Below are 24926 nucleotides of genomic sequence, written 5' to 3' on the forward strand. Positions count from 1 at the left end.
CGCGGGTGAAGCCCGAAGACCTCTCCGCCCTGCTGTCCGCTGTCCTCACCGACGCCGTCGATGCCGGTGACCTCCCCGCCGAGCTGCGGGGGGAGATCACCCCCGCGCGCGTGAAGGTGGAGCGACCCCGCAGCCGCGAGCACGGCGACTGGGCCACCAACGTCGCCCTCCAGCTGGGCAAGAAGGCCGGGATGGCCCCGCGCGACCTCGCCGGGCTCGTGGCCGAGCGCCTGACCGGGAAGCCGGGCATCGCCGCCGTCGACGTCGCCGGCCCCGGCTTCCTCAACGTCACCCTGGACGCGGCCTCGGCCGGCGCCCTGGCCCGCGAGATCGTCGAGGCCGGCCCGGAGTACGGCCGCAACGACGCCCTGGCCGGGCACACCGTGAACATGGAGTTCGTCTCCGCCAACCCCACCGGCCCGCTGCACATCGGCCACACCCGCTGGGCCGCGCTGGGCGACGCGATCGCCCGCCTGCTGCGCGCCTCGGGCGCGGACGTCACCGCCGAGTACTACGTCAACGACGCCGGCAACCAGATGAACGTGTTCGCCGACTCGGTCCTCGCCCGCCTGCACGGCCGCGACGTCCCCGAGGGCGGCTACCCCGGCGCGTACGTGCAGGAGCTGGCCGACGCCGTCGCCCTCGAGCACCCGGACGTGCGCGAGCTGACGGACGAGGCCGCCCGCCCGGTGGTCCGCGAGGCCGCGTACCGGCTCCAGATGCAGGACATCAAGGACACGCTCGCCGCCTTCGACGTGCACTTCGACGTGTTCACCTCGGAGCAGACGCTCCACGACTCCGGCGCGATCGAGCAGGCCGTGCAGCGGCTGCGCGAACAGGGCCACATCGAGGACCGCGAGGGCGCCGTGTGGCTCAAGACCACCGACTTCGGCGACGACAAGGACCGCGTGCTCATCCGCGCCAACGGCGAGCCCACCTACTTCGCCGCCGACGCCGCCTACTACCTCCACAAGCGCGACCGCGGCTTCGAGGAGAAGGTGTACCTGCTCGGCGCCGACCACCACGGCTACGTGAACCGCCTCAAGGCGATCGCCGCCGCCGCCGGAGACGACCCGGCGACGAACATCGAGATCCTCATCGGCCAGCTCATCTCGGTCAACGGCGCGAAGCTCTCCAAGCGCGCCGGCAACATCATCGAGCTCAAGGACCTCGTGGAGTGGCTCGGCCGCGACGCCCTGCGCTACGACCTGGCCCGCTACCCCGCGGACTCGCCCCTGACGATCGACCCCGAGCTGCTGCGCTCCACCACGAACGACAACCCCGTCTACTACGTGCAGTACGCCCACGCCCGTGCCTCGGGCGCGGCGCGCACCGCGCAGGCCCACGGCGTGGACCGCTCCGAGTTCGACGCCGCCCTGCTCACCCACGCCACCGAGTCCGAGCTGCTGGCCCAGCTGGCGGAGTTCCCGGCCGTCGTCGCCGCGGCGGCGCGCCTGCGTGAGCCCCACCGCGTGGCCCGCCACCTCGAGGTGATCGCCGGGGCCTACCACTCGTGGTACGCCGCCTGCCGGATCGTCCCCATGCCCACCGACGACGGCACGCCGCGTCCCGTGGAGACCCTCAACCGCACCCGCCTGTGGCTCAACGACGCCACCGCCCAGGTGCTGGCCAACGGCCTGGGCCTGCTCGGCGTGTCCGCCCCGGAGAAGATGTGAGCGCCCGGATGACGACGCCGCAGCCCGCCCCCGCCTCCCCGCTCGCGCCCGCCTGGCTTCCCGCGCCGGGGGACCCGGACGCGCTCGTGCCCGGCCTGTGGGCCGCCGGCGTGGACCGCGCCGCCGACGGCGAGCTCACCGTCCAGGGCCTGCGCGCGAGCGCGCTCGCCGCGGAGTTCGGCACGCCGCTGCTCGTGGTGGACGAGGACGACTTCCGCGCCCGCGCCCGCGCGTTCCGCGAGGGCTTCGACGCCGCGTTCGCCGACCTGTGCGGGGGAGCGGACGTCTACTACGCCGGCAAGTCCATGCTCACCCTCTCCACCGCCCGCTGGGCCGCCGAGGAGGGCCTGCGCGTGGACACCGCCTCCGGCGGCGAGCTGGCGATCGCGCTGGCCGCCGGCGTCGACCCGGCCCACATCGGCCTGCACGGCAACAACAAGTCGGACGCCGAGCTGCGCACCGCCCTCGAGGCGGGCGTGGGTCGGATCATCGTGGACTCGCTCGACGAGCTCACCCACCTGGCCGCGCTCGCGGCCGAGGCCGGCCGCCGCGCCCCCGTGATGCTCCGGCTGACCCCGGGCGTGCACGCGCACACCCACGACTTCATCGCCACCGCGCACGAGGACCAGAAGTTCGGGCTCTCCCTGGCCCCGGCCTCGACCGACCGGGACGGCAACGTGGCCGGCCGCTCGCCGGCCGCCGTCGCCGTGGCCGCGGCCCTGGCGGCCGAGTCGATCGACCTGCTGGGCGTGCACTGCCACATCGGATCCCAGATCTTCGAGGCCGAGGGCTTCGGGCTGGCGGCCGGACGCGTGCTCGAGTTCCTCGCCGAGGTCAAGGCCGAGCACGGGGTGGAGCTGGCCGAGCTCGACCTCGGCGGCGGCCACGGCATCGCCTACACGGCCGTGGACGAGCCGCGCCCGGCCGCGGAGATCGCCGACGCCCTCGCCGACGACGTCCAGAAGACCGTCGAGCGCCTCGGCCTGACGTGCCCGCGCATCTCCCTCGAGCCGGGGCGGGCCATCTCGGGCCCCGCGGGGTTGACCCTCTACACGGTCGGGGTGACCAAGACCGTGGACGTGGACGCCCCCGACGGCGGCACCGCGGCCCGCCGCTACGTCGCCGTGGACGGCGGCATGTCCGACAACCCGCGTCCCGTGCTCTACGACGCCGACTACACCGCCGTCTCCGCGCGCCGCACCTCGGAGGCCGAGCCGGTGCTCTCCCGCGTGGTGGGCAAGCACTGCGAGTCCGGCGACATCCTGGTCCGCGACGTGTACCTGCCGGCCGACCTGGGCCGCGGCGACCTGCTGGCCGTGCCGGCCACGGGCGCGTACACGCACGTGATGTCCTCGAACTACAACGCGCTGGCCCGCCCGGCCGTCGTCGCGGTCTCCGACGGGCAGGCGCGGGTGATCGTCCGCCGCGAGACGCAGGAGGACCTGTTCGCCCGCGAGGCCGATCCGCGCCTCGCCCGCTGAGGCAGCGGGTGAGGCGCACCCGGAAGCCGGCCGCGGGCCCGGGTGGGTCCGTCCCGCTCTGCGGACACCGAGTGTCGCGCGGCGGGACGAGCCGGGGCGCCGCGCTAGATTCGAGGCCAGCCGAACCGCGTGATCGCGCGGCACCGACCCCGATGCTTGACCCCGGAGGACCATGCCCCAGCACACCGACGCCCCCACCGCCCTCAAGGTCGCCCTGCTGGGCGGCGGGACCGTGGGGTCCCAGACCGCCCGGATCCTCACCGAGGACGCCGACATCCTGCGGGACCGCGTGGGCGCCGACCTCGAGCTCACGGGCATCGCGGTGCGGGACACGGGTGCGACGCGCGACTGGCAGGCGGACCCGGCGCTCTACACCACCGACGCCGAGGCGCTGGTGGACGGCGCGGACGTCGTCATCGAGCTGATGGGCGGCATCGAGCCGGCCCGCACCCTGATCCTGCGCGCCCTCGCCGCCGGCACGTCCGTGGTGACCGGCAACAAGGCGCTGCTGGCCCAGCACGGCGAGGAACTGTACGCCGCGGCCGCCGCCACCGGCGCGCAGCTCAGCTTCGAGGCCGCCGTCGCCGGCGCCATCCCGATCCTGCGCCCGCTGCGCGACTCCCTGGGCGGCGACCGCGTCACCCGCGTGATGGGCATCGCCAACGGCACCACCAACTTCATCCTCGACCGGATGGACTCCGAAGGGGCGGACTTCGACGACGCCCTCGCCGAGGCCCAGCGGCTCGGCTACGCCGAGGCCGACCCGACCGCCGACGTCGAGGGCCACGACGCCGCCGCGAAGGCCGCGATCCTGGCGACCATCGCGTTCGGCGCGCCGTACACCCTGGACCAGGTGGCCGTCGCGGGCATCACCGCGATCACGGCCGAGGACAACGTCGCCGCCGCGGAGGCGGGCTACGTCATCAAGCTGCTGGCGATCGCCGAGCGCGGCCGCGCCGCCGACGGTGCCCAGGGCGCGGTCCTGCGCGTGCACCCCACCCTGCTGCCGCGGGAGCACCCGCTGGCCTCCGTGCGCGGGGCGTTCAACGCCGTCTTCGTGGAGGCCGAGAACGCCGGCGAGCTCATGTTCTACGGTCCCGGCGCCGGCGGCGCCCCCACCGCCTCCGCGGTGATGGGCGACGTCGTCTCGATCGCCCAGCGCATCGTGCGCGGCGGCCCGGCACGCCTGCGCACCCCCGTCACCGCCCTGCCCGCCCTGGACCCGGCCGAGGCCCACACCTCCTTCATGGTCGTGCTGCGCGCGGCGGACCAGCCCGGCGTGCTGCGCCGCGTCGCCGGGGTGTTCGAGGAGCACGGCGTCTCCATCGAGACGCTGCGCCAGGTCCCGTCCGAGCGCGAGGACGCACCCGGCGCGTCCCTGCGGCTGATCACCCACCGTGCGCGGCAGCGCGACCTCGACGCCACCGTCGAGGCGCTCGCCGCCCTGGACGTCGTCCACGAGGTCGCGTCCGTCCTCCGAGTCGAAGGGAACTGACCCATGGCCCACCAGTGGCGCGGCGTCGTCCGCGAGTACGCCCACCGCCTGCCCGTCACCGAGGACACGCGCGTGATCACCCTCGGCGAGGGCGGCACCCCGCTCATCCACGCCCCCCACCTCTCCGAGCTGGTGCAGGGCACCGTGCACGTGAAGTTCGAGGGCATGAACCCGACCGGCTCCTTCAAGGACCGCGGCATGACCATGGCGATCACCGCCGCCGTCGCGGACGGCGCGAAGGCCGTCGTCTGCGCATCCACTGGCAACACGTCCGCCTCGGCGGCGGCCTACGCCGCGCAGGCCGGGATCACGTGCGCCGTGCTCGTGCCCGAGGGGAAGATCTCGATGGGCAAGATGTCCCAGGCCGTGGCCCACGGCGCGGAGATCCTCCAGGTGCAGGGCAACTTCGACGACTGCCTCGAGGTGGCCCGCAAGCTCGCCGAGAACTACCCCGTGTTCCTCGTGAACTCCGTCAACCCGGCCCGCATCGAGGGGCAGAAGACCGGCGCGTTCGAGGTCGTGGACACCCTCGGCGACGCCCCGGACTACCACCTGCTGCCCGTGGGCAACGCCGGCAACATCACCGCGTACTGGAAGGGCTACCGCGAGTACGCCGCCCCCTACGTGAACCCGCACGAGGGCGCCTCGGACGCCGAGCTGCCCGCGGTGGCCACGAAGACCCCCGTGATGTGGGGCTTCCAGGCCGCGGGCGCCGCCCCGATCGTCCAGGGCCACCCCGTGACCGACCCGGACACGATCGCCACCGCCATCCGGATCGGCAACCCGGCCTCGTGGGAGCAGGCCGAGGCCGCCCGCGACGAGTCCGGCGGCATGATCGACTCCGTCACGGACGAGGAGATCCTCGAGGCCCACCGCTGGCTCTCCGCGAAGGAGGGCGTGTTCGTCGAGCCCGCCTCCGCCGCCGGCGTCGCCGGGCTGCTCAAGCACCACGCCGCCGGGAACGTGCCGACCGGCAAGAGCTGGGTCATCACCGTCACCGGCCACGGCCTCAAGGACCCGCAGTGGGCCCTGCGCGGCGCCGACGGCGCCGACGTGACCCCGCGCTCGGTGCCGTTCGACGTGGTCACCGTCGCCCAGGCGCTCGGCCTGAGCTGAGCCATGGCCGCACCGCAGCCGCTGGCGCCCGGGACCGCCGCGTCCGTCTCCGTCCCCGCCACCTCCGCCAACCTCGGCCCCGGCTTCGACTCGATGGGCCTGGCCCTGGAGCTGCGCGACGAGGTGACGCTCACGGTCGTGGCGGGCCCCGACGTCGCGGAGGTCGAGGGGGAGGGCGCGGCCACCCTGCCGCGGGACGGCGCGCACCTGATCCTGCGCCTGGCGCACGAGCACCTGCGGGACCGCGGATTCACCGCGCCGGGGCTGCACCTGCGCGCCGTGAACCGGATCCCGCACGCCCGCGGGCTCGGCTCGTCCGCGGCCGCCGTCGTCGCGGCCTACGCCGCGGCCGAGGCCCTGCTGCCGGCCGCGCTGCGCCGGGCGCCCGCGGACCTGCTCGAGGCGGCCACCCGCTTCGAGGGGCACCCGGACAACGTCGCCCCCGCGCTCGTGGGCGGGGCCACCGTCTCCTGGACCCGTGACGACGTGCCCGGCCCGGCCACGGCGCCGCTGCGGCTGCACGAGCGCGTGGTGCCGGTGGTCGCGATCCCGGACACCGAGCTGTCCACCCACGTCGCCCGGGGCGTGCTGCCCGCCGAGGTGCCCCACGCGGTGGCGGCGGCCCAGGCCGGCCGTGCCGCGCTGCTCGTCCACGCGCTGGCGGAGGACCCCGCGCTGCTGCTGGCCGCCACGCGGGACTGGCTGCACCAGGAGCCGCGCGCCGTGACCATGCCGGCCAGCGCCGCACTGGTCGCGGGGCTGCGCGGGCGCGGCCATGCCGCCGTCGTCTCCGGCGCAGGTCCCACGGTGCTCGCGCTGTGCGACGGCGTCCAGGCGGCCGAGCACGCCGCGGAGGCGGCGCGTGCTCTGACGGCGGCCGGGGCGGCCTCCTGGCGCGTGCTGGTGCCGTGCGTGGCCGTGGACGGTGTTAGGGTGGAATCACTCCACCACGGCTGACCCCACCGCCTCGCGCGGCCCGGGTCTCCGGTGCCCGGGCCAGTGACGGCCGGACGCACCGTGCGCCGTCGGCCGGAACCCCGCCGCGATCCATCCCGTGCTGCGCACGGTCGGCGTGCGGGACCCCCTCCGGCTCGGTCGAGTCCGGACGCCTCCGCCCCGTCACGCAGCGACTGCGCACGATCAGGGGAGGCGCCACTGCTGAGTTCACACCATGAAACCCGGTTTTCTGGGGCGCCGCTGCGCGGCCCGACCGGATGCACACCGCAGCCCGACGCGCCACGCGCCGCCGGGCCGCATTCGAGGGAGAAGGAACCTTCGTGACCGAATCCACGGAACAGACCACGCCGACGAACGGCGGTGGCCTGGCCTCGCTCAAGCTCGCCCAGCTCCAGGCCCTGGCCTCTCAGCTCGGCATCGCCGGCGGCTCGCGCATGCGCAAGGCCGACCTGGTGACCGCGATCTCCGACCACCAGCGCGGCGGCTCCGTGGCGGACCGCGACGCCGCCGAGCGCGCGGCCCAGGCCACCGCGGCCCCCGCCGCCGAGGCCGCCCCGGCCGCCGCGTCCTCTCAGGACGCGGCCCCGGCCGCCGAGCGCCCGGCCCGCCGCCGCTCGCGCCGCGCCGACGCCGACACCTCCGCTCCGGCCGCCGCCGCCCAGGACGGGCAGCCCCAGGCCGAGGCCCGCGAGGACCAGACGGAGCAGGCCCCCCGTGAGACCGCCTCGGACCAGGATCGGTCCGGGGGGTCCGAGGCCCGCGACGAGGGCGAGGACCGCCCGCAGTCCGAGCGCCGCTCCCGCGGTCGTCGCCGCGCCGGCGACGACGACGCCCAGCAGGGTCAGGACCGTCGCTCCGACGGCGCCCAGGGCGAGGACGGCGCGGACCGCCGCGGCGACCGGGAGGACCGTGACGACAACGGGCGCGAGAACGGCCGCGGCCGCAACGGCCGCAACGGGCGGGACCGCGACAACGGCCGCGACCGTGAGAACGGCCGCGAGAACAACCGGGACCGTGAGAACGGCCGTGACGGCTCGCGCGAGCAGCGCGGCGACAAGTCCGAGGACGGCGGCCGGGGCGACGGCGGACGCGGGGACCGCAGCCGCCGCGACGACCGCGACGACGAGGGCGGCCGCAACCGTCGCAACCGCCGCAACCGCAACGAGCGCGGCCGCAACCGCCGTGGCCGCGGCGGCCCCGAGGTCGACGAGACCGAGCTGACCGAGGACGACGTCCTGCAGCCCGTGGCCGGCATCCTCGACGTGCTGGACAACTACGCGTTCGTCCGCACCTCCGGCTACCTGCCGGGCCCGAACGACGTCTACGTCTCCCTGGCCATGGTGAAGAAGTACGGTCTGCGCAAGGGCGACGCCGTCGTCGGCGCGATCCGCGCCCCGCGCGACGGAGAGAAGCAGCAGCACCACGGCGGCGGCTCCAACCGTCAGAAGTTCAACGCCCTGGTGAAGATCTCCTCGGTCAACGGCCAGCCCGCCGTCGAGCACCCGCAGCGCGTGGAGTTCGGCAAGCTCGTGCCGCTGTACCCGCAGGAGCGCCTGCGCCTGGAGACCGATCCCAAGCTGATCGGCCCCCGCGTGATCGATCTGGTCAGCCCCATCGGCAAGGGCCAGCGCGGCCTCATCGTCTCCCCGCCCAAGGCCGGCAAGACGATGATCCTGCAGTCGATCGCCAACGCGATCAAGACGAACAACCCCGAGGTCCACCTCATGATGGTGCTCGTGGACGAGCGCCCCGAGGAGGTCACCGACATGCAGCGGTCGGTGGACGGCGAGGTCATCGCCTCCACGTTCGACCGCCCGGCGGACGACCACACCACCCTCGCCGAGCTGGCCATCGAGCGCGCCAAGCGCCTCGTGGAGATGGGCCGCGACGTCGTCGTGCTGCTCGACTCCATGACCCGCCTGGGCCGCGCCTACAACCTGGCCGCCCCGGCCTCGGGCCGCATCCTCTCCGGCGGTGTGGACTCCTCGGCCCTGTACCCGCCGAAGAAGTTCTTCGGCGCCGCCCGCAACATCGAGAACGGCGGCTCGCTGACCATCCTGGCCACCGCGCTGGTCGAGACCGGCTCGCGCATGGACGAGGTGATCTTCGAGGAGTTCAAGGGCACCGGCAATATGGAGCTGCGCCTGTCCCGCCACCTCGCGGAGCGCCGCATCTTCCCGGCGGTGGACGTCAACGCGTCCGGCACGCGCCGCGAGGAGGCCCTGCTCTCGCAGGAGGAGGTCAAGATCATGTGGAAGCTGCGTCGGGTGCTCTCCGGCCTCGAGCAGCAGCAGGCCCTCGACCTGCTCACCAACAAGATCAAGGACACCGCGTCCAACGCCGAGTTCCTCATGCTGGTCTCCAAGACCACGCTGGGGTCCAAGGGCGACGACTGACCGTCCCGTCGCACGGCCCCGTCCCGTCCGGGGGAGCTCGTCTCCGCCGGACGGGGCGGGGCCGTCCGCGTCGGACAGCCCGGCCCCCTGAGGCCGGAGGAGGAGAGGCACGCACGTGTTCGATTCGGAGCAGCGGCGCGAGGCCGTGGAGCGGCTCCTGGCGGAGCATCGCGAGCTGACGGCGCGCCTGTCCGACCCGGCGGTGCACCAGGACCCGGCGCTCGCCCGGCGGCTGAACCGGCGGTTCGCCGAGCTCGGCGCCGTGGTGACGGCCCACCGCGCCTGGTCGGCGGCCGCGGAGGAGCTGGCCGACGCGCGGGAGCTGGCCGCGGCCGGCGACGACGACGCGGCGGCGTTCGCGGCCGAGGTGCCCGGTCTGGAGGCGGCCGAGGCGGAGGCCGCCGAACGGCTGCGCCGGCTGCTGATCCCGCGCGACCCCGACGACGCCCGCGACGTGATCCTCGAGATCAAGGGCGGCGAGGGCGGCGAGGAGGCCGCCCTGTTCGCCGGCGACCTGCTGCGCATGTACCTGCGCTACGCCGAATCCCGGGGCTGGAAGACGGAGGTCCTCTCCGCCACGCACTCCGACCTGGGCGGCTACAAGGACGTCCACGTGGCGGTGCGGGGGAGCGCGGCCGACCCGGCCGACGGCGTCTACGCCCGGCTCAAGTTCGAGGGCGGCGTGCACCGCGTGCAGCGCGTGCCCGTCACCGAGTCCCAGGGGCGCATCCACACCTCCGCCGCCGGCGTGCTCGTGCTGCCCGAGGTGGACGCCCCGGACGAGGTCCACCTCGATCCGAACGACCTCAAGGTGGACGTCTTCCGCTCCTCCGGGCCGGGCGGCCAGTCCGTCAACACGACCGACTCCGCGGTGCGTCTGACGCACCTGCCCACGGGGATCGTCGTCTCCATGCAGAACGAGAAGTCCCAGATCCAGAACCGCGAGGCCGCGCTGCGCGTGCTGCGGTCGCGGCTGCTCGAGCGGCAGCGGGCGGAGCAGGACGCCGAGGACTCCGCGGCGCGCGCCGCGCAGGTGCGCACCATGGACCGCTCGGAACGCATCCGCACCTACAACTTCCCGGAGAATCGGATCGCGGACCACCGCACCGGCTACAAGGCGCACAACCTCGACGCGGTCCTCGACGGCGACCTCGAGGCCGTGATCGCCTCCTGCCTCGCCCTCGACGAGGAGCGCCGGCTCGCCGCGCTGGGCGCGGACGCGTGAGCGCACCGGCCTGGTCCGCGCTGCTGCGCGACGCCGCCGCCCGCCTGACCGCGGCGGGCATCGACTCGCCGCGCGTGGACGCCGAGCTGCTGCTGGCCCACGTGCTCGGCCTCGACCGCGGCGCGCTGCTGGCCCGGGTGTTCGCCGGCGCCGTGGCCGAGCCCGCGCAGGCGGCGGCGTTCGAGGCGCTCGTCGGGCGCCGCGCCGCCCGCGAGCCCGTCCAGCACCTGACCGGCGTCGCGCACTTCCACGGGCTCGACCTGGCGGTCGGCCCGGGGGTCTTCATCCCGCGACCGGAGACCGAGCTGCTCGTGGAGACCGTCGTGGCCGACCTGGCCGTGCGGCCCACGGCGGGCGTGGTGGTGGACCTGTGCACCGGCTCCGGCGCGATCGCCGCGGCCGTCGCGGCGTGGGGCGAGGCACGGGGCCGCCCACTCGCCGTCACCGCCGTCGAGCTCGACCCGACGGCGGCCGACTGGGCCCGGCGGAACCTCGCCCCGCGCGGGGTCGACCTGCGACAAGGTGATGCCCTTGTCGCATGCCCGGACCTCGAGGGCCGCGTGGACGTCGTCGTGAGCAACCCGCCCTACGTTCCCGAGGCCGAGGTGCCCGCCCAGCCCGAGGCCCGACTGGACCCGGCGCGGGCGCTCTACGGCGGGGACGCGCCCGGGCTGCGGATCCCGCGGGCCATCGCGCACCGGGCGGCGGACCTGCTCGCCCCGGGCGGCCTCTTCGCCATGGAGCACCACGAGACGCAGGGCCCGGCGCTCCTGGCCACCCTCGGCGCGGACCCCCGGTTCACGGGCGTCCGAGTGCACCAGGACCTCACCGGACGAGACCGGTTCCTGACGGCGCGCCGGTCCTGCGACGCCGCGGCGGGCGCGGAGGTGGAAGAATGACCGACGTGAGTGACTTCATCGACGTCTCGGATCCGGCCGCCCTCGAGAATGCCGTGGCCCGCGCCCGCGAGGTCCTCGCGGACCGCGGCTGCGTGGTCCTGCCCACGGACACCGTCTACGGCATCGGAGCGGACGCGTTCTCCCCGCTGGCCGTGGCCGTGCTGCTGGCCGCCAAGGGCCGCAGCCGCACCATGCCGCCGCCCGTGCTCATCGCGGACCGCCGCGTCATGGCGGGCCTCGCGTACGACGTGCCGGAGGAGGCCGAGGCCCTCGCCGAGCGCTTCTGGCCCGGCGCCCTCACGCTCATCCTCAAGTCCCAGCCCACGCTGACCTGGGACCTCGGCGAGACCCGCGGCACCGTCGCCCTGCGCGTGCCGGACGACGCGGTGGCCCGCGAGCTGCTCTACGCCGTCGGCCCCATGGCCGTCTCCAGCGCGAACCGCACCGGCATGGACGCCGCCACCACCGCCGACGCCGCCCGCTCGATGCTGGGGGAGTCCGTGGCCCTCTACCTCGACGCCGGCCCCCGCGAGAGCCGGGATCCCTCGACGATCGTGGACTGCACCGTCACCCCGTTCCGGGTGGCCCGGCAGGGCTCCGTGCCCCTGGAGGAGCTGCGCGCGGTGGTGCCGGACCTGCTCGCCGAGGGCGAGGAGCCGCCGGTCGCCGCCGAACGGATCGCGGCCGACAACGCCGCCGCGGCGCGTCCCGCCGACCGGGAGGCCTGACAGGCCCCCATGCGCGCGTATCTCGTCCTGGTCGTGGTCACGGCCGTCGCCTGCGGGGCCCTGACGCCCCTCATGCGCCGGCTGGGGCTGCGTGCGCGCGTGTTCACCCCGCTGCGCCAGCGGGACGTGCACCGGCACCCCGTGCCGAAGCTGGGCGGCGTGGCCATGGCCGCGGCCGTGCTGGTGGGATTCGCCGTCGGGGGAGTCGTGCCGTTCCTCCAGGGGATCTACGCGGACGACGCCGCGATGCGCGGGCTCTTGGTCGCCGTCGCCGTCGTGCTCGTCGTGGGCATCGCCGACGACATGTGGGACCTGCGCTGGTGGGTGAAGATGGCCGGCCAGGTGCTGGCCGGACTCGCGGTGGCCCTGGGCGGGATCCGCATCGAGGCGATGCCGGTGGGCTGGGTCCCGGTGGGGAACGAGACCACGCAGGTCATCCTCACGGTGTTCGCCGTGGTGCTGACGATGAACGCGATCAACTTCGTGGACGGTCTGGACGGCCTGGCGGCGGGCGTCGCGCTGATCGGCGGCTCGGCCTTCTTCGTCTACTCGTATCTGCTGACGCGGACCATCAACCAGTTCGACTACGCCAACCTCGCCACCCTGCTCATGGCCCTGCTCGTCGGCGCGTGCGTGGGCTTCCTGCCGTGGAACCTGGCCCCGGCCCGCATCTTCATGGGCGAGGTGGGGGCCATGATCATCGGCCTGCTGATGGCCGCGGCCGCGGTCGCCGTGACCGCGGACGTGAACGCCCTGGACGGGATGCGCTTCCGCAACGTCCCCGCCTACATGCCGATCCTGCTGCCCGTCGCCGTCCTCGCACTGCCGCTCGCGGACCTCGCCCTGGCCGTGCTGCGGCGGACGGCCAAGGGCACCAGCCCCTTCTCGGCGGACCGCGGGCACCTGCACCACAAGCTCGTGGACGGCGGCTACACCCAGGCGCAGGCCGTCGCGCTGCTCTGGCTCTGGGCGTTCCTCGTGGCCTGGGGCGCGGTGTCCCTGAACTTCGTGGACCACATGATCGTCCTGCCCGTGCTCGCCGTGGCCCTGGCCGGAGCCGGCTACCTCACCCTGCATCCGATCGTGGAGCGCCGTCGCGCGGTCCGGAACGACGCCGCGGCCCACCCGGACGAGCGGGGGGACGCGTGACCGGGGCGGGAGGTCGCCGACGCCGGCGCCGCTGGGAGAACCGCCGTGGCTGGTGGGGGATCCTCGGGTGGTCCCTGGCCGCGGCGGGGGCTGCCCTGGCCATCACGTGCGCCGCGTGGCTGCTCTCCGCCGGCGGGGAGGCGGCCGGGAGCGCCCTGCTGGGCGGCGGCGCGGTGCTCGCGCTCTCGGCGCTCACCGGGGTGACGACGGCACTCGTCTGGGACCGGGCGCGCGAGGCGGCGCTGCCGGTCAGCGTGGGGCTGTTCGTGCTCAAGATCGCGGTGTTCGCGGTGCTGCTGGGGGTCCTGCCCCGCCCCGACTGGGTCCGGCCGGACGCGGCGGCGATCGCCGCCCTCGTGACGATCCTCGTCTGGCAGGCCGCGGAGGTCCTCGTCTTCGCCCGGACCCGCCGCGGGATCTACGCCGATTGACCCGTCCGAGGGGCGAAGACACGGAGCCGCGGGCCATGCCGTGGGCCCCTTCTGCGGTACGGAGCACGGGTCACCGTTTGGTATCGTTGGCGGCGAACACTTCGACGGCGCCCATCTGCCGCCATCCGTGTCTCGCATCGCACCGGTACCCCCGCAATGTCGCGGCGCCCGCCTGTGGTCCGGGGACGAGGCTGCGGTCCCGTCGACTGCATCACTTCGGAGAGGAACCGCGTGCTGACCCTCGTGCTGGCCAACGCATCATTCGTGCCCCCCACCATCTCTGATGGTCACCTCCCGGAGATCTTCCCCTGGGGTGCGGAGTACGGCACCGGCTTCGGCAAGCAGATGCTGCTCGTCCTGCTCTCCGTGGTGCTCATCACCGCCTTCTTCGCGTGGGCCATGCGCCGTCCCCGGCTCGTGCCCGGCAAGGCCCAGTGGCTCGCCGAGTCCGGCTACTCCTTCGTCCGGAACGACATCGCGAAGGACATCCTGGGCGAGAAGAACTTCAAGCAGTGGGTCCCGCTGCTCTTCGCCATCTTCTTCTTCGTGCTGCTGAACAACCTGTTCGGCGCCATCCCGGTGCTGCAGCTGCCGACCTTCTCCCACGCGGGCGCCGCCTACGGCCTGGCCCTCATCGTCTACGCGATCTGGATCGGCGTCGGCATCAAGCGCCACGGCGTGCGCTACCTGAAGCTGGCCGTCGTGCCCTCCGGTGTGCCCGGCTGGATCCTGCCGCTGCTCGTGCCGCTGGAGATCATCTCCAACTTCATCGTGCGCCCCCTGACCCACTCCCTGCGTCTGATGGCCACCATGCTCTCCGGCCACATGATCGTGATGCTCGCCGGCGCCGGCGCCGCCTACCTGATCACGCAGACCGGCAGCCTGGCCCTGCAGGGCACCGGCATCCTGGTCATCCTCGGCTCGGTGGCCCTGTACTTCCTCGAGCTGCTGATCATGTACCTGCAGGCCTTCGTCTTCACGCTGCTGACCGCGATCTACATCCAGGGCGCGATCGACGCGAACGACCACTGATCTTCCGGGGCCGCCTCGGGCACGACCCAGGCGGCCGCGGTACGGCGGGAGAGCCCGCCACCAGTCTTCCCGGCCCTCCGCAGGAGGACCACCCGGGAGGCCGACCCTCCACAACCCGGCCGGACACCTCGGCCTCGTGAAAGGAACACCATGGAACTGCACGGTTCGCTCAACATGATCGGCTACGGCCTCGCCGCCATCGGCTCCGCCATCGGCGTGGGCCTGATCTTCGCCGCCTACATCAACGGCGTCGCCCGTCAGCCGGAGGCCCAGCGCATCCTGCAGCCGATCGCCCTCCTGGGCTTCGCGCTCGCCGAGGCCCTCGCCATCCTGGGCCTCGTCTTCGCCTTCGTCATCGGCGCCTGACGCGCCGCGTCCACGGAGCGCCCGCACGGTGAGACCGTCGGTGCTCCCTCTCCACAGGACTCTTGACCGAAGGATGGTTGAAACATGATCAGCAACGGACTGATCCTCGCGGCGGCTGAGGGGGCCAACCCCCTGATCCCCAACCCGTGGGAGATCCTCGTCGTCGTGGTGGGCTTCGCCCTGCTCATGTTCATCGTCATCAAGTTCATCGTCCCGACCCTCGAGAAGTCCTACCAGGACCGTGTCGAGGCGATCGAGGGCGGTCTGGCCAAGGCTGAGAAGGCCCAGGCCGAGGCGAACGCGATGATGGCGGACTACGAGTCGCAGCTGGCGGACGCCCGCACCGAGGCGAACCGCATCCGCGAGGATGCCCGCACCGAGGCCGCCGAGATCGTGGCCGAGGCGCGCGAGCGCGCGACCGCCGAGGCGACGCGCATCTCCGAGCAGGCGCAGGCGCAGATCGCCGCCGAGCGTCAGCAGGCCGCCGCGCAGCTCAAGGGCGAGGTCGGCTCGCTGGCCACGACCCTGGCCGGCAAGATCGTGGGCGAGTCCCTCGAGGACGACGCCCGCTCGCAGCGCGTGGTCGACCGCTTCCTGGCTGACCTGGACCGTCACCAGAGCGCAGGTGTCGCCGAATGATGACGGGCGCATCGAGGGACTCCCTGGCCGCCTCCCTGGAGGCCGTCGGTCCGGTGCTGGACGAGGGCGGCGTGGCCCTGGCACGCGAGCTGTTCGGCGCGCTGGACGTGGTGGACGAGCACGGCGCCCTGCGCCGCGCCCTGACCGACCCCGCCTGGACCACCGAGCGCCGTCACGGCCTCGTCGACTCGCTGTTCGGCGCCCGGGTGACCCCCGGTGCACTGCAGGTCCTCAAGGACCTGGCCGGCCGCCGCTGGTCGGCGGAGCGCGATCTCGGGGACGCCCTCGAGACGGTGGCCGCGCACGCGGCCGCCGCGGAGGCCGCACGCGGCGGACACGCGGGCCTGGCTGCCCTCTCGGGCGAGCTGCTGGCCTTCAACCGCACGGTGGAGGACTCGCACGAGGTGCAGCGGGCGCTCACCGATCAGCACGCACCCCTCGAGGCGCGGGCCGCTCTGGCCGGCCGTCTCCTGGGCGAGTCGGCCAGCCCGGCCGGCCGACTGCTGGTCGAGCGCGCCGTCGCGGCTCCGCGCGGCCTGAAGCCGTCCGCCGCCATCCGCAAGGCCGCGGACGTCGTCGTCGAGCGGCAGCGCCAGTGGATCGCCGAGGTGACCGTGGCCCGGCCGCTCGAGGCCGAGCAGCAGGAGCGGCTGGCCTTGGGCCTGCGCCGCGCCTTCGGCCGCGATCTCGTCATGGACGTGACGGTGGACCCCCACGTGGTGGGTGGCATCCGCGTCCAGGTCGGCGACGACGTCGTCGACGGGTCCATGGCCTCGCGCCTCCACGACCTCCAGCGGCGGATGGCCGGCTGAGGCCGGCTCCCGCCCGCATCCGGAACACCCACGAACGTAAGCATCATCGTCACGTCGATGATCACCAAGCACAGAGAGCAGGGACTGCAGATGGCCGAATTGACCATCAACGCTGACGATGTCCGCAATGCCTTGAACGATTTCGCGGCATCGTACGAACCGTCGGGCACCGATCGCACCGAGGTCGGCCGTGTCATCTCCGCGGCGGACGGCATCGCTCGTGTGGAGGGTCTGCCCTCCGTCATGGCGAACGAGCTGCTGCGCTTCGAGAACGGCATCCAGGGCCTGGCCCAGAACCTCGACACCCGCGAGATCGGTGTCGTCGTCCTCGGCGAGTTCCAGGAGATCCGCGAGGGCATGGAGGTGCAGCGCACCGGCGAGATCCTCTCCGTCCCGGTGGGCGACGCCTTCCTGGGCCGCGTGGTGGACCCGCTGGGCCAGCCCATCGACGACCTGGGCCCGATCGAGGCCGAGGGCCGCCGTGCCCTCGAGCTGCAGGCGCCGACCGTGACCGAGCGCAAGTCGGTCCACGAGCCGCTGCAGACCGGCATGAAGGCCATCGACGCCATGATCCCGATCGGCCGTGGCCAGCGTCAGCTGATCATCGGTGACCGCCAGACCGGCAAGACCGCGATCGCCGTCGACACGATCCTCAATCAGAAGGCCAACTGGGAGTCGGGCGACGTCGAGAAGCAGGTCCGCTGCGTCTACGTGGCCGTGGGCCAGAAGGCCTCCACCATCGCCGGCGTCCGCGCCACGCTGGAGGAGCACGGCGCCCTGGAGTACACCACCATCGTGGCCTCCCCGGCGTCCGACCCGGCCGGCTTCAAGTACCTCGCCCCCTACGCCGGCTCGGCCATCGGCCAGCACTGGATGTACGGCGGCAAGCACGTGCTGATCATCTTCGACGACCTGTCGAAGCAGGCCGAGGCCTACCGTGCCGTCTCCCTGCTGCTGCGCCGCCCGCCGGGCCGCGAGGCCTACCCGGGCGACGTCTTCTACCTGCACTCCCGGCTCCTCGAGCGCTGCGCCAAGCTCTCGGACGAGATGGGCGCGGGCTCCATGACCGGCCTGCCGATCATCGAGACCAAGGCGAACGACGTGTCGGCCTACATCCCGACCAACGTCATCTCCATCACCGACGGCCAGATCTTCCTGCAGTCGGACCTGTTCAACGCCAACCAGCGTCCCGCCGTGGACGTGGGCATCTCGGTGTCCCGCGTGGGCGGCGCCGCCCAGGTCAAGGCCATGAAGAAGGTCTCCGGCACGCTGAAGCTGGACCTGGCGCAGTACCGCGACCAGCAGGCGTTCTCCATGTTCGCCTCGGACCTGGACCCGGCCACCCGCCGCCAGCTCGCCCGCGGTGAGCGCCTCATGGAGCTGCTCAAGCAGCCGCAGTACTCGCCCTACCCGGTCGAGGAGCAGGTCGTGTCCATCTGGGCCGGCTCCAAGGGCCACCTCGACGAGGTGCCGGTGCAGGACGTGCTGCGCTTCGAGCGCGAGTTCATCGACCACCTGCGTCGCCACACCTCCGTCCTGACCGACATCGCCTCCACCGGCAAGCTCGAGGACGGCACCGTGTCCGCGCTCGAGTCGGCCGTCGCCGAGTTCTCCAAGGGCTTCCAGTCCTCCGAGGACGGCGGCGTGCAGGCCGGCCACGAGGAGCACCGCGCGATCGAGCAGGACCAGGTCGCGCAGGAGCAGATCACCAAGCAGAAGCGCTGACCGCCGGTCGGTGAGGGAGCGGTCCGGCGTCGGACCCCACGGGGACGACGCCGGGCCGCCCTCCCGCCAGGGAAAGGACCACCATGGGAGCCCAGATCCGGGTCTACCGTCAGAAGATCGCGTCGACGTCGTCGATGAAGAAGATCTTCAAGGCGATGGAGCTGATCGCCACGTCCCGCATCACCAAGGCACGTGAGCGCGTCAGCGCGTCGCTGCCCTACGCGAACGCGATCACCCGCGCCGTCTCGGCCGTGTCGAGCCAGCACGACATCGATCATGTCCTCACCACGGAGCCCGAGAACCCGACCCGGGCGGCCGTGCTCATCATGTCCTCGGACCGCGGCCTCGCCGGCGCGTACTCCGCGAACGTGCTGCGCAAGGCCGAGCAGCTCCTCACCCGCCTCGGCGAGGAGGGCAAGGACGTGGACGTGTACGTCGTCGGCCGCAAGGCGCAGACGTACTTCGACTTCCGCGGCCGCGGCTACAAGAAGCTGTGGACCGGTCAGACGGACGCCCCCGTCGCCGAGCGTGCCGCCGAGATCGGCGAGGTGCTCGTGGACGCGTTCCTCACGGACACGGCGGACGGCGGCGTGGACGAGATCCACGTCGTGTTCACCGAGTTCGTCTCGCTCGTGAAGCAGAACCCCCACGTGGTGCGCCTGCTGCCCCTCGAGGTCGTCGAGGAGGAGGCCGCCACCGCCGAGGAGGTGCTGCCGCTCTACGAGTACGAGCCGGACGCGGAGGAGGTCCTCGACGCGCTGCTGCCCAAGTACATCGAGTCGCGCATCTTCAACGCGATGCTGCAGTCGGCGGCCTCGGAGCTCGCCAACCGTCAGCGCGCCATGAAGTCGGCGGGCGACAACGCCACGAGCCTCATCAAGGACTACACGCTCCTGATGAACAACGCCCGTCAGGCCGAGATCACCCAGGAGCTCACCGAGCTCATCGCGGGCGCGGACGCGCTCAACAACTCCTGAGCCCGTTCGGGACTCACCAGACTCGCCATCCACACACGATAGAAGTGAGAGAGATGACTGCCACCATCACTGACCAGGGCACCGGGACCCCCACCGGCGGTGCCACCGGACGCGTGTCCCGCGTCATCGGCCCCGTGATCGACGCCGAGTTCCCGGCCAACGCGATGCCGGAGATCTACAACGCGCTGACCACTGAGATCGACCTCAACGGCCAGCGCCGCACGGTCACCTTCGAGGTCGCCCAGCACCTCGGCGACAACATGGTCCGTGCCATCTCCCTGCAGTCCACCGACGGCCTGGTGCGCGGCACCGACGTCGTGGACACCGGCGCCCCCATCTCGGTGCCGGTCGGCGACGCCGTGAAGGGCCACATCTTCAACGTGCTCGGCGAGACCCTGGACATGCCGTCCTCGCAGCTGCAGGCCGAGGACCGCTGGCCGATCCACCGCCCGGCGCCGAACTTCGCCTCCCTCGAGGGCTCCACCGAGATGCTGGAGACCGGCATCAAGGTCATCGACCTGCTGACCCCCTACATCAAGGGCGGCAAGATCGGCCTGTTCGGCGGCGCCGGCGTGGGCAAGACCGTGCTCATCCAGGAGATGATCACCCGTGTGGCCCGCAACTTCGGCGGCACCTCCGTGTTCGCCGGCGTCGGCGAGCGCACCCGTGAGGGCAACGACCTCTGGGTCGAGATGGACGAGGCGGACGTCCTGAAGGACACCGCCCTCGTGTTCGGCCAGATGGACGAGCCGCCGGGCACGCGTCTGCGCGTGGCCCTGTCCGCGCTGACCATGGCGGAGTACTTCCGCGATGTGCAGAACCAGGACGTGCTGCTGTTCATCGACAACATCTTCCGCTTCTCGCAGGCCGGTTCCGAGGTCTCCACGCTGCTGGGCCGCATGCCCTCCGCCGTGGGCTACCAGCCGAACCTGGCGGACGAGATGGGCGTGCTCCAGGAGCGCATCACCTCGACCCGCGGCCACTCCATCACCTCGATGCAGGCCGTGTACGTCCCCGCGGACGACTACACCGACCCGGCCCCGGCCAACGTGTTCGCGCACCTGGACGCGACCACCAACCTGACCCGTGACCTCGCGTCCCGTGGCCTGTACCCGGCCGTGGACCCGCTGGCCTCGACGTCGCGCATCCTCGACCCGCAGTACGTGGGCCAGGACCACTACGACGTGGCCATCCGCGTGAAGCAGATCCTGCAGAAGAACAAGGAGCTGCAGGACATCATCGCGATCCTCGGCGTGGACGAGCTCTCCGAGGAGGACAAGATCACCGTGGGCCGCGCCCGCAAGATCGAGCAGTTCCTCTCGCAGAACACCTACACCGCCAAGCAGTTCACCGGCGTCGAGGGCTCCACCGTGCCGGTCAAGGACACCGTCGAGGGCTTCAAGGCCATCGCCGACGGCGACCTGGACCACGTCGCGGAGCAGGCCTTCTACAACGTGGGCGGCCTGGACGACGTCGAGCGCGAGTGGGCCAAGATCCAGGCCGAGGGCTGATCGATCATGGCTGAGCTCAACGTCGAGATCGTCTCCGAGGAGCGGTCCATCTGGTCGGGCGCCGCGTCGGCCGTGTCGGCGCGCACCGTCAACGGTGAGATCGGCATCCTCCCGGGCCACACCCCGATGCTCGCCGTCCTCGGCGACGGCGAGGTCGTGGTGCGCACCACGGACGGCGGCACCGTCACCGCGCAGGCCCACGGCGGCTTCTTCTCCGTGGACCACGACCGTGTCGTGATCGCCGCGACGTCCGCCCGGCTGGGCGACGCCGCGGCGGCCTGACGCGGCGCGGCAGGACCTGACGGTGGAGGGCCCGGTGCTCATCGCCTCGGCGACCGTGGTGGCAGTCATCGTGCTGTCGACACTCGCCCTGGTGATGCGGCGCCGGGCCCTCGCCCGTGTCACGGCCGCCTTCCCGGCGGTCCTGGAGCGGGAGGGCCCGGGGCGTGAGCGTGTGATCGGCCTGTACGACGAGTCCCGTCTGCGCCTCACCGGGCGCTGGCGCCTCTCCCGGGAGCGCTGGAGCGGGGACCGGAGCCGCCTGCAGATCGACCGCCTCCCGGCGGACGAGGCCGGCCGGACCGTCCTGGAGCTGAGCGCCGGCGCACGTCCGGTGCGCGTCGTCGTCGACCCCGACGACGCCGGTGCCCTGCGCGCCTGGAGCGAGGCGGGGCCGTCCGCGGCGTCGTCCTTCTGGCGCCGCTGAGCCCGCCCGGCGCCTCAGAACAGGCGGGACTCGGCGTCGTCGACGCCGCGCATCGCGTCGTAGTCGAGGGTGACGCAGCGGATGCCGCGGTCCTCGGCGAGGGTGCGGGCCTGGGGCTTGATCTGCTGGGCCGCGAACACGCCGCGCACGGGCGCCAGGAGCGGGTCCCGGTTCATCAGCTCGAGGTAGCGGGTGAGCTGCTCGACCCCGTCGATGTCCCCGCGGCGCTTGAGCTCGACCGCCACGGTGCCGCCGTCGGCGTCGCGGGCCAGGATGTCCACGGGGCCGATCGCCGTCATGTACTCGCGGCGCACGAGGGTGTGGCCGTCGCCGAGCAGGCTGATCTGCTCGGCCAGCAGACGCTGCAGATCCGCCTCCACGCCGTCCTTGACGAGGCCGGGATCCACGCCGAGCTCGTGGGAGTCGTCCGCCAGGACCTCCTCGATGAGCACGATGAGCCGGTCGTCGGACTTCTTGGCCTGCACGCGCCAGACCTGCGTCACTCCCTGGTCGGCCTGGTCGGGGGAGGGCTCCTCCACGTGCAGGGTCGCGGGCGGCGACATCCAGTTGAGGGGCTTGTAGGAGCCGCCGTCGGAGTGCACCAGCACTGAGCCGTCCGCCTTCACCATGAGCAGACGGGTGGCGGTGGGCAGGTGGGCGTTGAGGCGGCCCTCATAGGTCACGGAGCAGCGGGCAATGACGAGTCGCACCGGTCCATCCTAGGCGGACCGCGCCCACCGGCTCGTGTGCCAGCATGGAGGCATGCCCCGTTCGAACCGCCCCCGCCGCTCGTCCGCGCCTCGGCGGAGCGAGCGCGGGGCCTCCGGCGCCTCCCGGCGGTCCCGGCCGTCGCCGGGGCGCGCCGACCCGCTCGAGGAGCTCCTCGGCCTGGACGCGGGCTACTCGCGCCAGTCCGGGTCCGACGGCGGATGGCACGTCCGGCAGATCCCCGCGTGGCGCGCGGTCAAGGACTACACGTGCCCCGGCTGCGGCCGGGTGATCCGGCAGGGCCAGGCGCACCTCGTGGCCTGGCGCGCCGACTGGATCATGGGGGACGAGGACGCGGGGGCGGACCGGCGGCACTGGCACCCGGTGTGCTGGCGCACCCGACCGGGCCGCTGACCGCGACGGTCCGGGCCGCGCCGCCGTCGTGGGCCTACCGGGCGTCCTGGCGGGGGATGAAGACCTCGCGGACCACCAGCGCCAGCGCGGCGGCGAGCGGGATCGCCATGAGGGCGCCGAGGACGCCCAGCAGCGCGCCTCCGGCGATCACCGCGATCACGGCCACGGCCGCCGGCACGGACACCGCGCGCGCCATGACGCGCGGCGAGATGACGTAGGCCTCGATCTGCAGGTAGACGAAGTAGATGGCCGCGAACACGGCGGCGGTCTGCCACGAGGTCAGCAGGCTCACGAGGGTCAGCAGCGTGCCGCCGATCGCGGCGCCCACCAGCGGGATGAAGGCCATGAAGGCGGCGATCGCGGCGAGCAGGACGGCGAAGGGGGCGCCGGCGATGGCCAGCGCCGTGAACGCCACCGCGCCGTTGAGGGCGGCCACGAAGGACTGGCCCATCACGTAGTGGCCGACCGAGGAGGTGATCTGCTCGGACAGCGCCTCGATGCGCGGCCGGCGCGAGCGCGGTGCGAGCCGGTAGGCCCAGTACTTCATGTGCGGCAGGGAGGACAGGAAGTACAGCGTCAGCACGACCACCACGAGCACCGAGAAGACGGCGTTCAGCACGGTCTGGCCGAAGCCGAGGAGCCCGCCGAACAGGTCGGTGACGGCGGCGCCGTCGGCGGCGAGGCGCTCGGTCTGGGCGCGGACGGCCTCCTGGAGGTGGAACTCCTCGTCGAGCTGCACGAACCACTCGGCCCTCATCACCCCGTCGATGATGGCCGGCAGGTCCTGGACCAGCTGCGTGGACTGCTCGATCACCGTGGGGACCAGCAGGGCGACGAACGCCCCGGCCACGGCGGCCAGGCCGAGCGCGGCCGTGAGCACGCCGACCCAGCGGGGCGCGCCCCATGACTCGACCCGGCGCACCAGTGGGTCCAGGCCCAGGGCGATGAACAGGGCCGCGGCGATCCACACGATCAGCTGCCCGTTCGTGCGCAGCACCGAGACGACGCCGATGGCCAGGGCCACGCCCACCGCGAGCAGGAAGCCGGTCAGCACGGGGGACTCGACGGCCACGGCCGCGACCGCCCGATCCTCGGCGCCGTCGGCGGGGGTCGGCTCGGGGTCCACCCGGTCCTCCGCGAGGAAGGGGCGGCGCCGCCGCAGGACGGAGCCCAGGCGGAGCAGTCGACGACGACCGGCGGGCGTCGGCCCGTGCGACGGCGGCGCGGCGGCCACCTCGACCGGCTGCGCGGGGATGCCGGCCACGGGCGGCTGCTCGGCGCCCTCGGGCTCGGCTGAGGCGCGGACGCCTGCGGTGTCCGGGCCGGATGCGGTCTCCTTCTCCTCCACGCGCTCAGCGTACGTCAGGGCCCCGGCCTGACCGCGCCGCCCCCGGGCGGCTACCGTGGGGCCCAGCGACAACGCCCCTCGCCCCGACGACGGGGCGGACCCGGACCGGAAGGATCGTGACCGACGTGACCGCCCAGCCCCCCTCCGACGCCCCGTCCCACCTGCGCGGCGCCGTCGACCTGTCCTCGCTCGGCACCCCGGCCCCGGCCGGGCGGACCGTGCCGGGGACCGACGCCGGCGCCGGCGGCGGCTCGTGGGTCATCGCGGACGCCGACCAGGGTCTGCTGCAGCAGCTGGTCCAGCTCTCCGCCCAGGTGCCGGTGCTGCTGCACCTGCATGTGCCCGGGGACGCGGCGAGCGAGGCGCTCTACCGACAGTTCGCGGACGCGGTCGACGCCCAGGCGGGACGGCTCGTGCTCGCGCGTCTGGACGTGGCGAAGGAGCCCGCAGTGCTGCAGGCGCTGGGTCTGGGGGCCGGCCCCGCGGTCATGGCCGTGGTGGCGGGGCAGCCGGTGCCGCTGGTCAATCAGGAGGTGCCGGAGGAGACGCTGCGCCAGCTCATGGGGGAGATCCTCGAGGTGGCCCGTCAGAACGGCGTCGCCGGCACCGTGCCCGCGGTCGCCCCGGCGCGCCAGGACGCCGGCGCCGCGGCCGCGGAGGCTCCGCCCGTGCCGCCGCTGCACCGGGCCGCCCACGAGGCCCTCGCCGCCGACGACCTGCCCGGGGCTGTCTCGGCGTGGGAGGCGGCGCTGGCCGACAGCCCCGCGGACGCCGTGGCCCAGCAGGGCCTGTCCGCGGCCCGCCTCATGCTGCGCACCCGCGACGCCGACGCCGCGGCGGTGCGCGCGGCCGCCGCGGACGGCCCGGACGACGTCGCCGCCCAGCTCGCCGTCGCCGACCTGGACGTGCTCGGCGGCCACGTGGAGGACGCCTTCGACCGGCTCGTGCGGTTCATCGCCCTCCACCCCGGCGACGACCGTGAGACGGCGCGCGCCCACCTCGTGGACCTCTACACCGTGGTGGGCACGGACGACCCCCGCGTGCAGGCCTCGCGGCGCCGGCTGGCCGCAGCGCTGTTCTGAGGGATCCACGGTTCATCCCTGAGGAGGACGCCGTGTCCGCCTGACGGTGGGTA

Annotated in this window: 24 protein-coding genes; 22 read left to right on the forward strand and 2 right to left on the reverse strand. The window is 73.4% G+C overall.

Translation table 11 applies throughout. The features are described 5' to 3' along the window. The first annotated feature begins 5 nt into the window (after positions 1-5). The 20 genes from argS (at position 6) to J1M44_RS07060 (ending at position 21321) form a co-directional block, all read left to right on the forward strand. Positions 6-1676 (forward strand): arginine--tRNA ligase, encoded by a 1671-nt coding sequence (argS, locus tag J1M44_RS06965; RefSeq protein ID WP_144824254.1) that lies wholly within the window; start codon positions 6-8, stop codon positions 1674-1676. 8 nt (positions 1677-1684) lie between these two features. Then, on the forward strand, positions 1685-3157 hold the full coding sequence (gene lysA / locus J1M44_RS06970; protein ID WP_144824255.1) for a diaminopimelate decarboxylase: 1473 nt from the start codon (positions 1685-1687) through the stop codon (positions 3155-3157). Positions 3158-3329: 172 nt separating this feature from the next. After that, complete coding sequence (locus J1M44_RS06975; RefSeq protein WP_144824256.1) at positions 3330-4652, forward strand: homoserine dehydrogenase; 1323 nt, start codon at positions 3330-3332, stop codon at positions 4650-4652. 3 nt (positions 4653-4655) lie between these two features. Beyond that, entirely contained in the window at positions 4656-5768 is a 1113-nt protein-coding gene (gene thrC / locus J1M44_RS06980; protein ID WP_144824257.1) for a threonine synthase, read from the forward strand. 3 nt (positions 5769-5771) lie between these two features. Beyond that, on the forward strand, positions 5772-6725 hold the full coding sequence (gene thrB / locus J1M44_RS06985) for a homoserine kinase (protein ID WP_144824258.1): 954 nt from the start codon (positions 5772-5774) through the stop codon (positions 6723-6725). Positions 6726-7045: 320 nt separating this feature from the next. Then, entirely contained in the window at positions 7046-9121 is a 2076-nt protein-coding gene (gene rho, locus J1M44_RS06990; protein ID WP_144824259.1) for a transcription termination factor Rho, read from the forward strand. Positions 9122-9236: 115 nt separating this feature from the next. Next, the gene (gene prfA / locus J1M44_RS06995) at positions 9237-10346 is read left to right on the forward strand and encodes a peptide chain release factor 1 (RefSeq protein WP_144824260.1); all 1110 of its coding nucleotides are present in this window, start codon (positions 9237-9239) and stop codon (positions 10344-10346) included. Further along, positions 10343-11245, forward strand: coding sequence for a peptide chain release factor N(5)-glutamine methyltransferase (prmC, locus tag J1M44_RS07000; RefSeq protein WP_144824261.1), 903 nt, complete (start codon positions 10343-10345; stop codon positions 11243-11245). The genes prfA and prmC overlap by 4 nt, the downstream gene beginning before the upstream one ends. Further along, complete coding sequence (locus J1M44_RS07005; protein ID WP_144824262.1) at positions 11242-11973, forward strand: L-threonylcarbamoyladenylate synthase; 732 nt, start codon at positions 11242-11244, stop codon at positions 11971-11973. Before prmC ends, J1M44_RS07005 begins: the two co-directional genes overlap by 4 nt. A 9-nt stretch (positions 11974-11982) precedes the next feature. Continuing rightward, positions 11983-13122: an MraY family glycosyltransferase gene (locus J1M44_RS07010; RefSeq protein ID WP_144824263.1), complete on the forward strand. Its 1140-nt coding sequence runs from the start codon at positions 11983-11985 to the stop codon at positions 13120-13122. Next, positions 13119-13553, forward strand: coding sequence for a hypothetical protein (locus J1M44_RS07015; protein ID WP_002857267.1), 435 nt, complete (start codon positions 13119-13121; stop codon positions 13551-13553). The genes J1M44_RS07010 and J1M44_RS07015 overlap by 4 nt, the downstream gene beginning before the upstream one ends. Positions 13554-13784: 231 nt before the next feature. After that, entirely contained in the window at positions 13785-14585 is an 801-nt protein-coding gene (atpB, locus tag J1M44_RS07020) for a F0F1 ATP synthase subunit A (protein ID WP_002857266.1), read from the forward strand. A 150-nt stretch (positions 14586-14735) separates the two neighbouring features. Further along, the gene (locus tag J1M44_RS07025; protein ID WP_002857264.1) at positions 14736-14951 is read left to right on the forward strand and encodes an ATP synthase subunit C; all 216 of its coding nucleotides are present in this window, start codon (positions 14736-14738) and stop codon (positions 14949-14951) included. Between the two features lie 84 nt (positions 14952-15035). Further along, entirely contained in the window at positions 15036-15590 is a 555-nt protein-coding gene (locus J1M44_RS07030) for a F0F1 ATP synthase subunit B (RefSeq protein WP_002857262.1), read from the forward strand. Next, on the forward strand, positions 15590-16402 hold the full coding sequence (locus tag J1M44_RS07035; RefSeq protein ID WP_241252871.1) for a F0F1 ATP synthase subunit delta: 813 nt from the start codon (positions 15590-15592) through the stop codon (positions 16400-16402). The genes J1M44_RS07030 and J1M44_RS07035 overlap by 1 nt, the downstream gene beginning before the upstream one ends. A gap of 90 nt (positions 16403-16492) precedes the next feature. Continuing rightward, on the forward strand, positions 16493-18127 hold the full coding sequence (gene atpA, locus J1M44_RS07040; protein WP_036334989.1) for a F0F1 ATP synthase subunit alpha: 1635 nt from the start codon (positions 16493-16495) through the stop codon (positions 18125-18127). Between the two features lie 83 nt (positions 18128-18210). Beyond that, positions 18211-19104, forward strand: coding sequence for a F0F1 ATP synthase subunit gamma (locus tag J1M44_RS07045; RefSeq protein ID WP_144824265.1), 894 nt, complete (start codon positions 18211-18213; stop codon positions 19102-19104). Between the two features lie 53 nt (positions 19105-19157). Beyond that, positions 19158-20615 (forward strand): F0F1 ATP synthase subunit beta, encoded by a 1458-nt coding sequence (gene atpD / locus J1M44_RS07050; RefSeq protein WP_002857256.1) that lies wholly within the window; start codon positions 19158-19160, stop codon positions 20613-20615. 6 nt (positions 20616-20621) lie between these two features. Continuing rightward, positions 20622-20897: a F0F1 ATP synthase subunit epsilon gene (locus J1M44_RS07055; RefSeq protein ID WP_002857254.1), complete on the forward strand. Its 276-nt coding sequence runs from the start codon at positions 20622-20624 to the stop codon at positions 20895-20897. 22 nt (positions 20898-20919) lie between these two features. Then, positions 20920-21321, forward strand: a complete 402-nt coding sequence (locus J1M44_RS07060; RefSeq protein WP_098471459.1) for a DUF2550 family protein — start codon at positions 20920-20922, stop codon at positions 21319-21321. A 14-nt stretch (positions 21322-21335) separates the two neighbouring features. Here J1M44_RS07060 and nucS read toward each other — a convergent pair whose 3' ends face one another. Beyond that, the gene (nucS, locus tag J1M44_RS07065) at positions 21336-22031 is read right to left on the reverse strand and encodes an endonuclease NucS (protein ID WP_002857250.1); all 696 of its coding nucleotides are present in this window, start codon (positions 22029-22031) and stop codon (positions 21336-21338) included. Positions 22032-22083: 52 nt separating this feature from the next. On the opposite strand from nucS, the gene J1M44_RS07070 reads away from it, so the two are divergent. Further along, the gene (locus J1M44_RS07070; protein ID WP_049161478.1) at positions 22084-22443 is read left to right on the forward strand and encodes a hypothetical protein; all 360 of its coding nucleotides are present in this window, start codon (positions 22084-22086) and stop codon (positions 22441-22443) included. A gap of 34 nt (positions 22444-22477) precedes the next feature. Here J1M44_RS07070 and J1M44_RS07075 read toward each other — a convergent pair whose 3' ends face one another. Beyond that, entirely contained in the window at positions 22478-23791 is a 1314-nt protein-coding gene (locus J1M44_RS07075) for an AI-2E family transporter (RefSeq protein ID WP_098471460.1), read from the reverse strand. A gap of 125 nt (positions 23792-23916) precedes the next feature. On the opposite strand from J1M44_RS07075, the gene J1M44_RS07080 reads away from it, so the two are divergent. Then, on the forward strand, positions 23917-24873 hold the full coding sequence (locus tag J1M44_RS07080; protein WP_248072618.1) for a co-chaperone YbbN: 957 nt from the start codon (positions 23917-23919) through the stop codon (positions 24871-24873). The last annotated feature ends 53 nt before the right edge of the window (positions 24874-24926 follow it).

The organism is Micrococcus sp. KRD128, assembly GCF_017168395.1.
Taxonomy (GTDB): Bacteria; Actinomycetota; Actinomycetes; order Actinomycetales; family Micrococcaceae; genus Micrococcus; species Micrococcus luteus.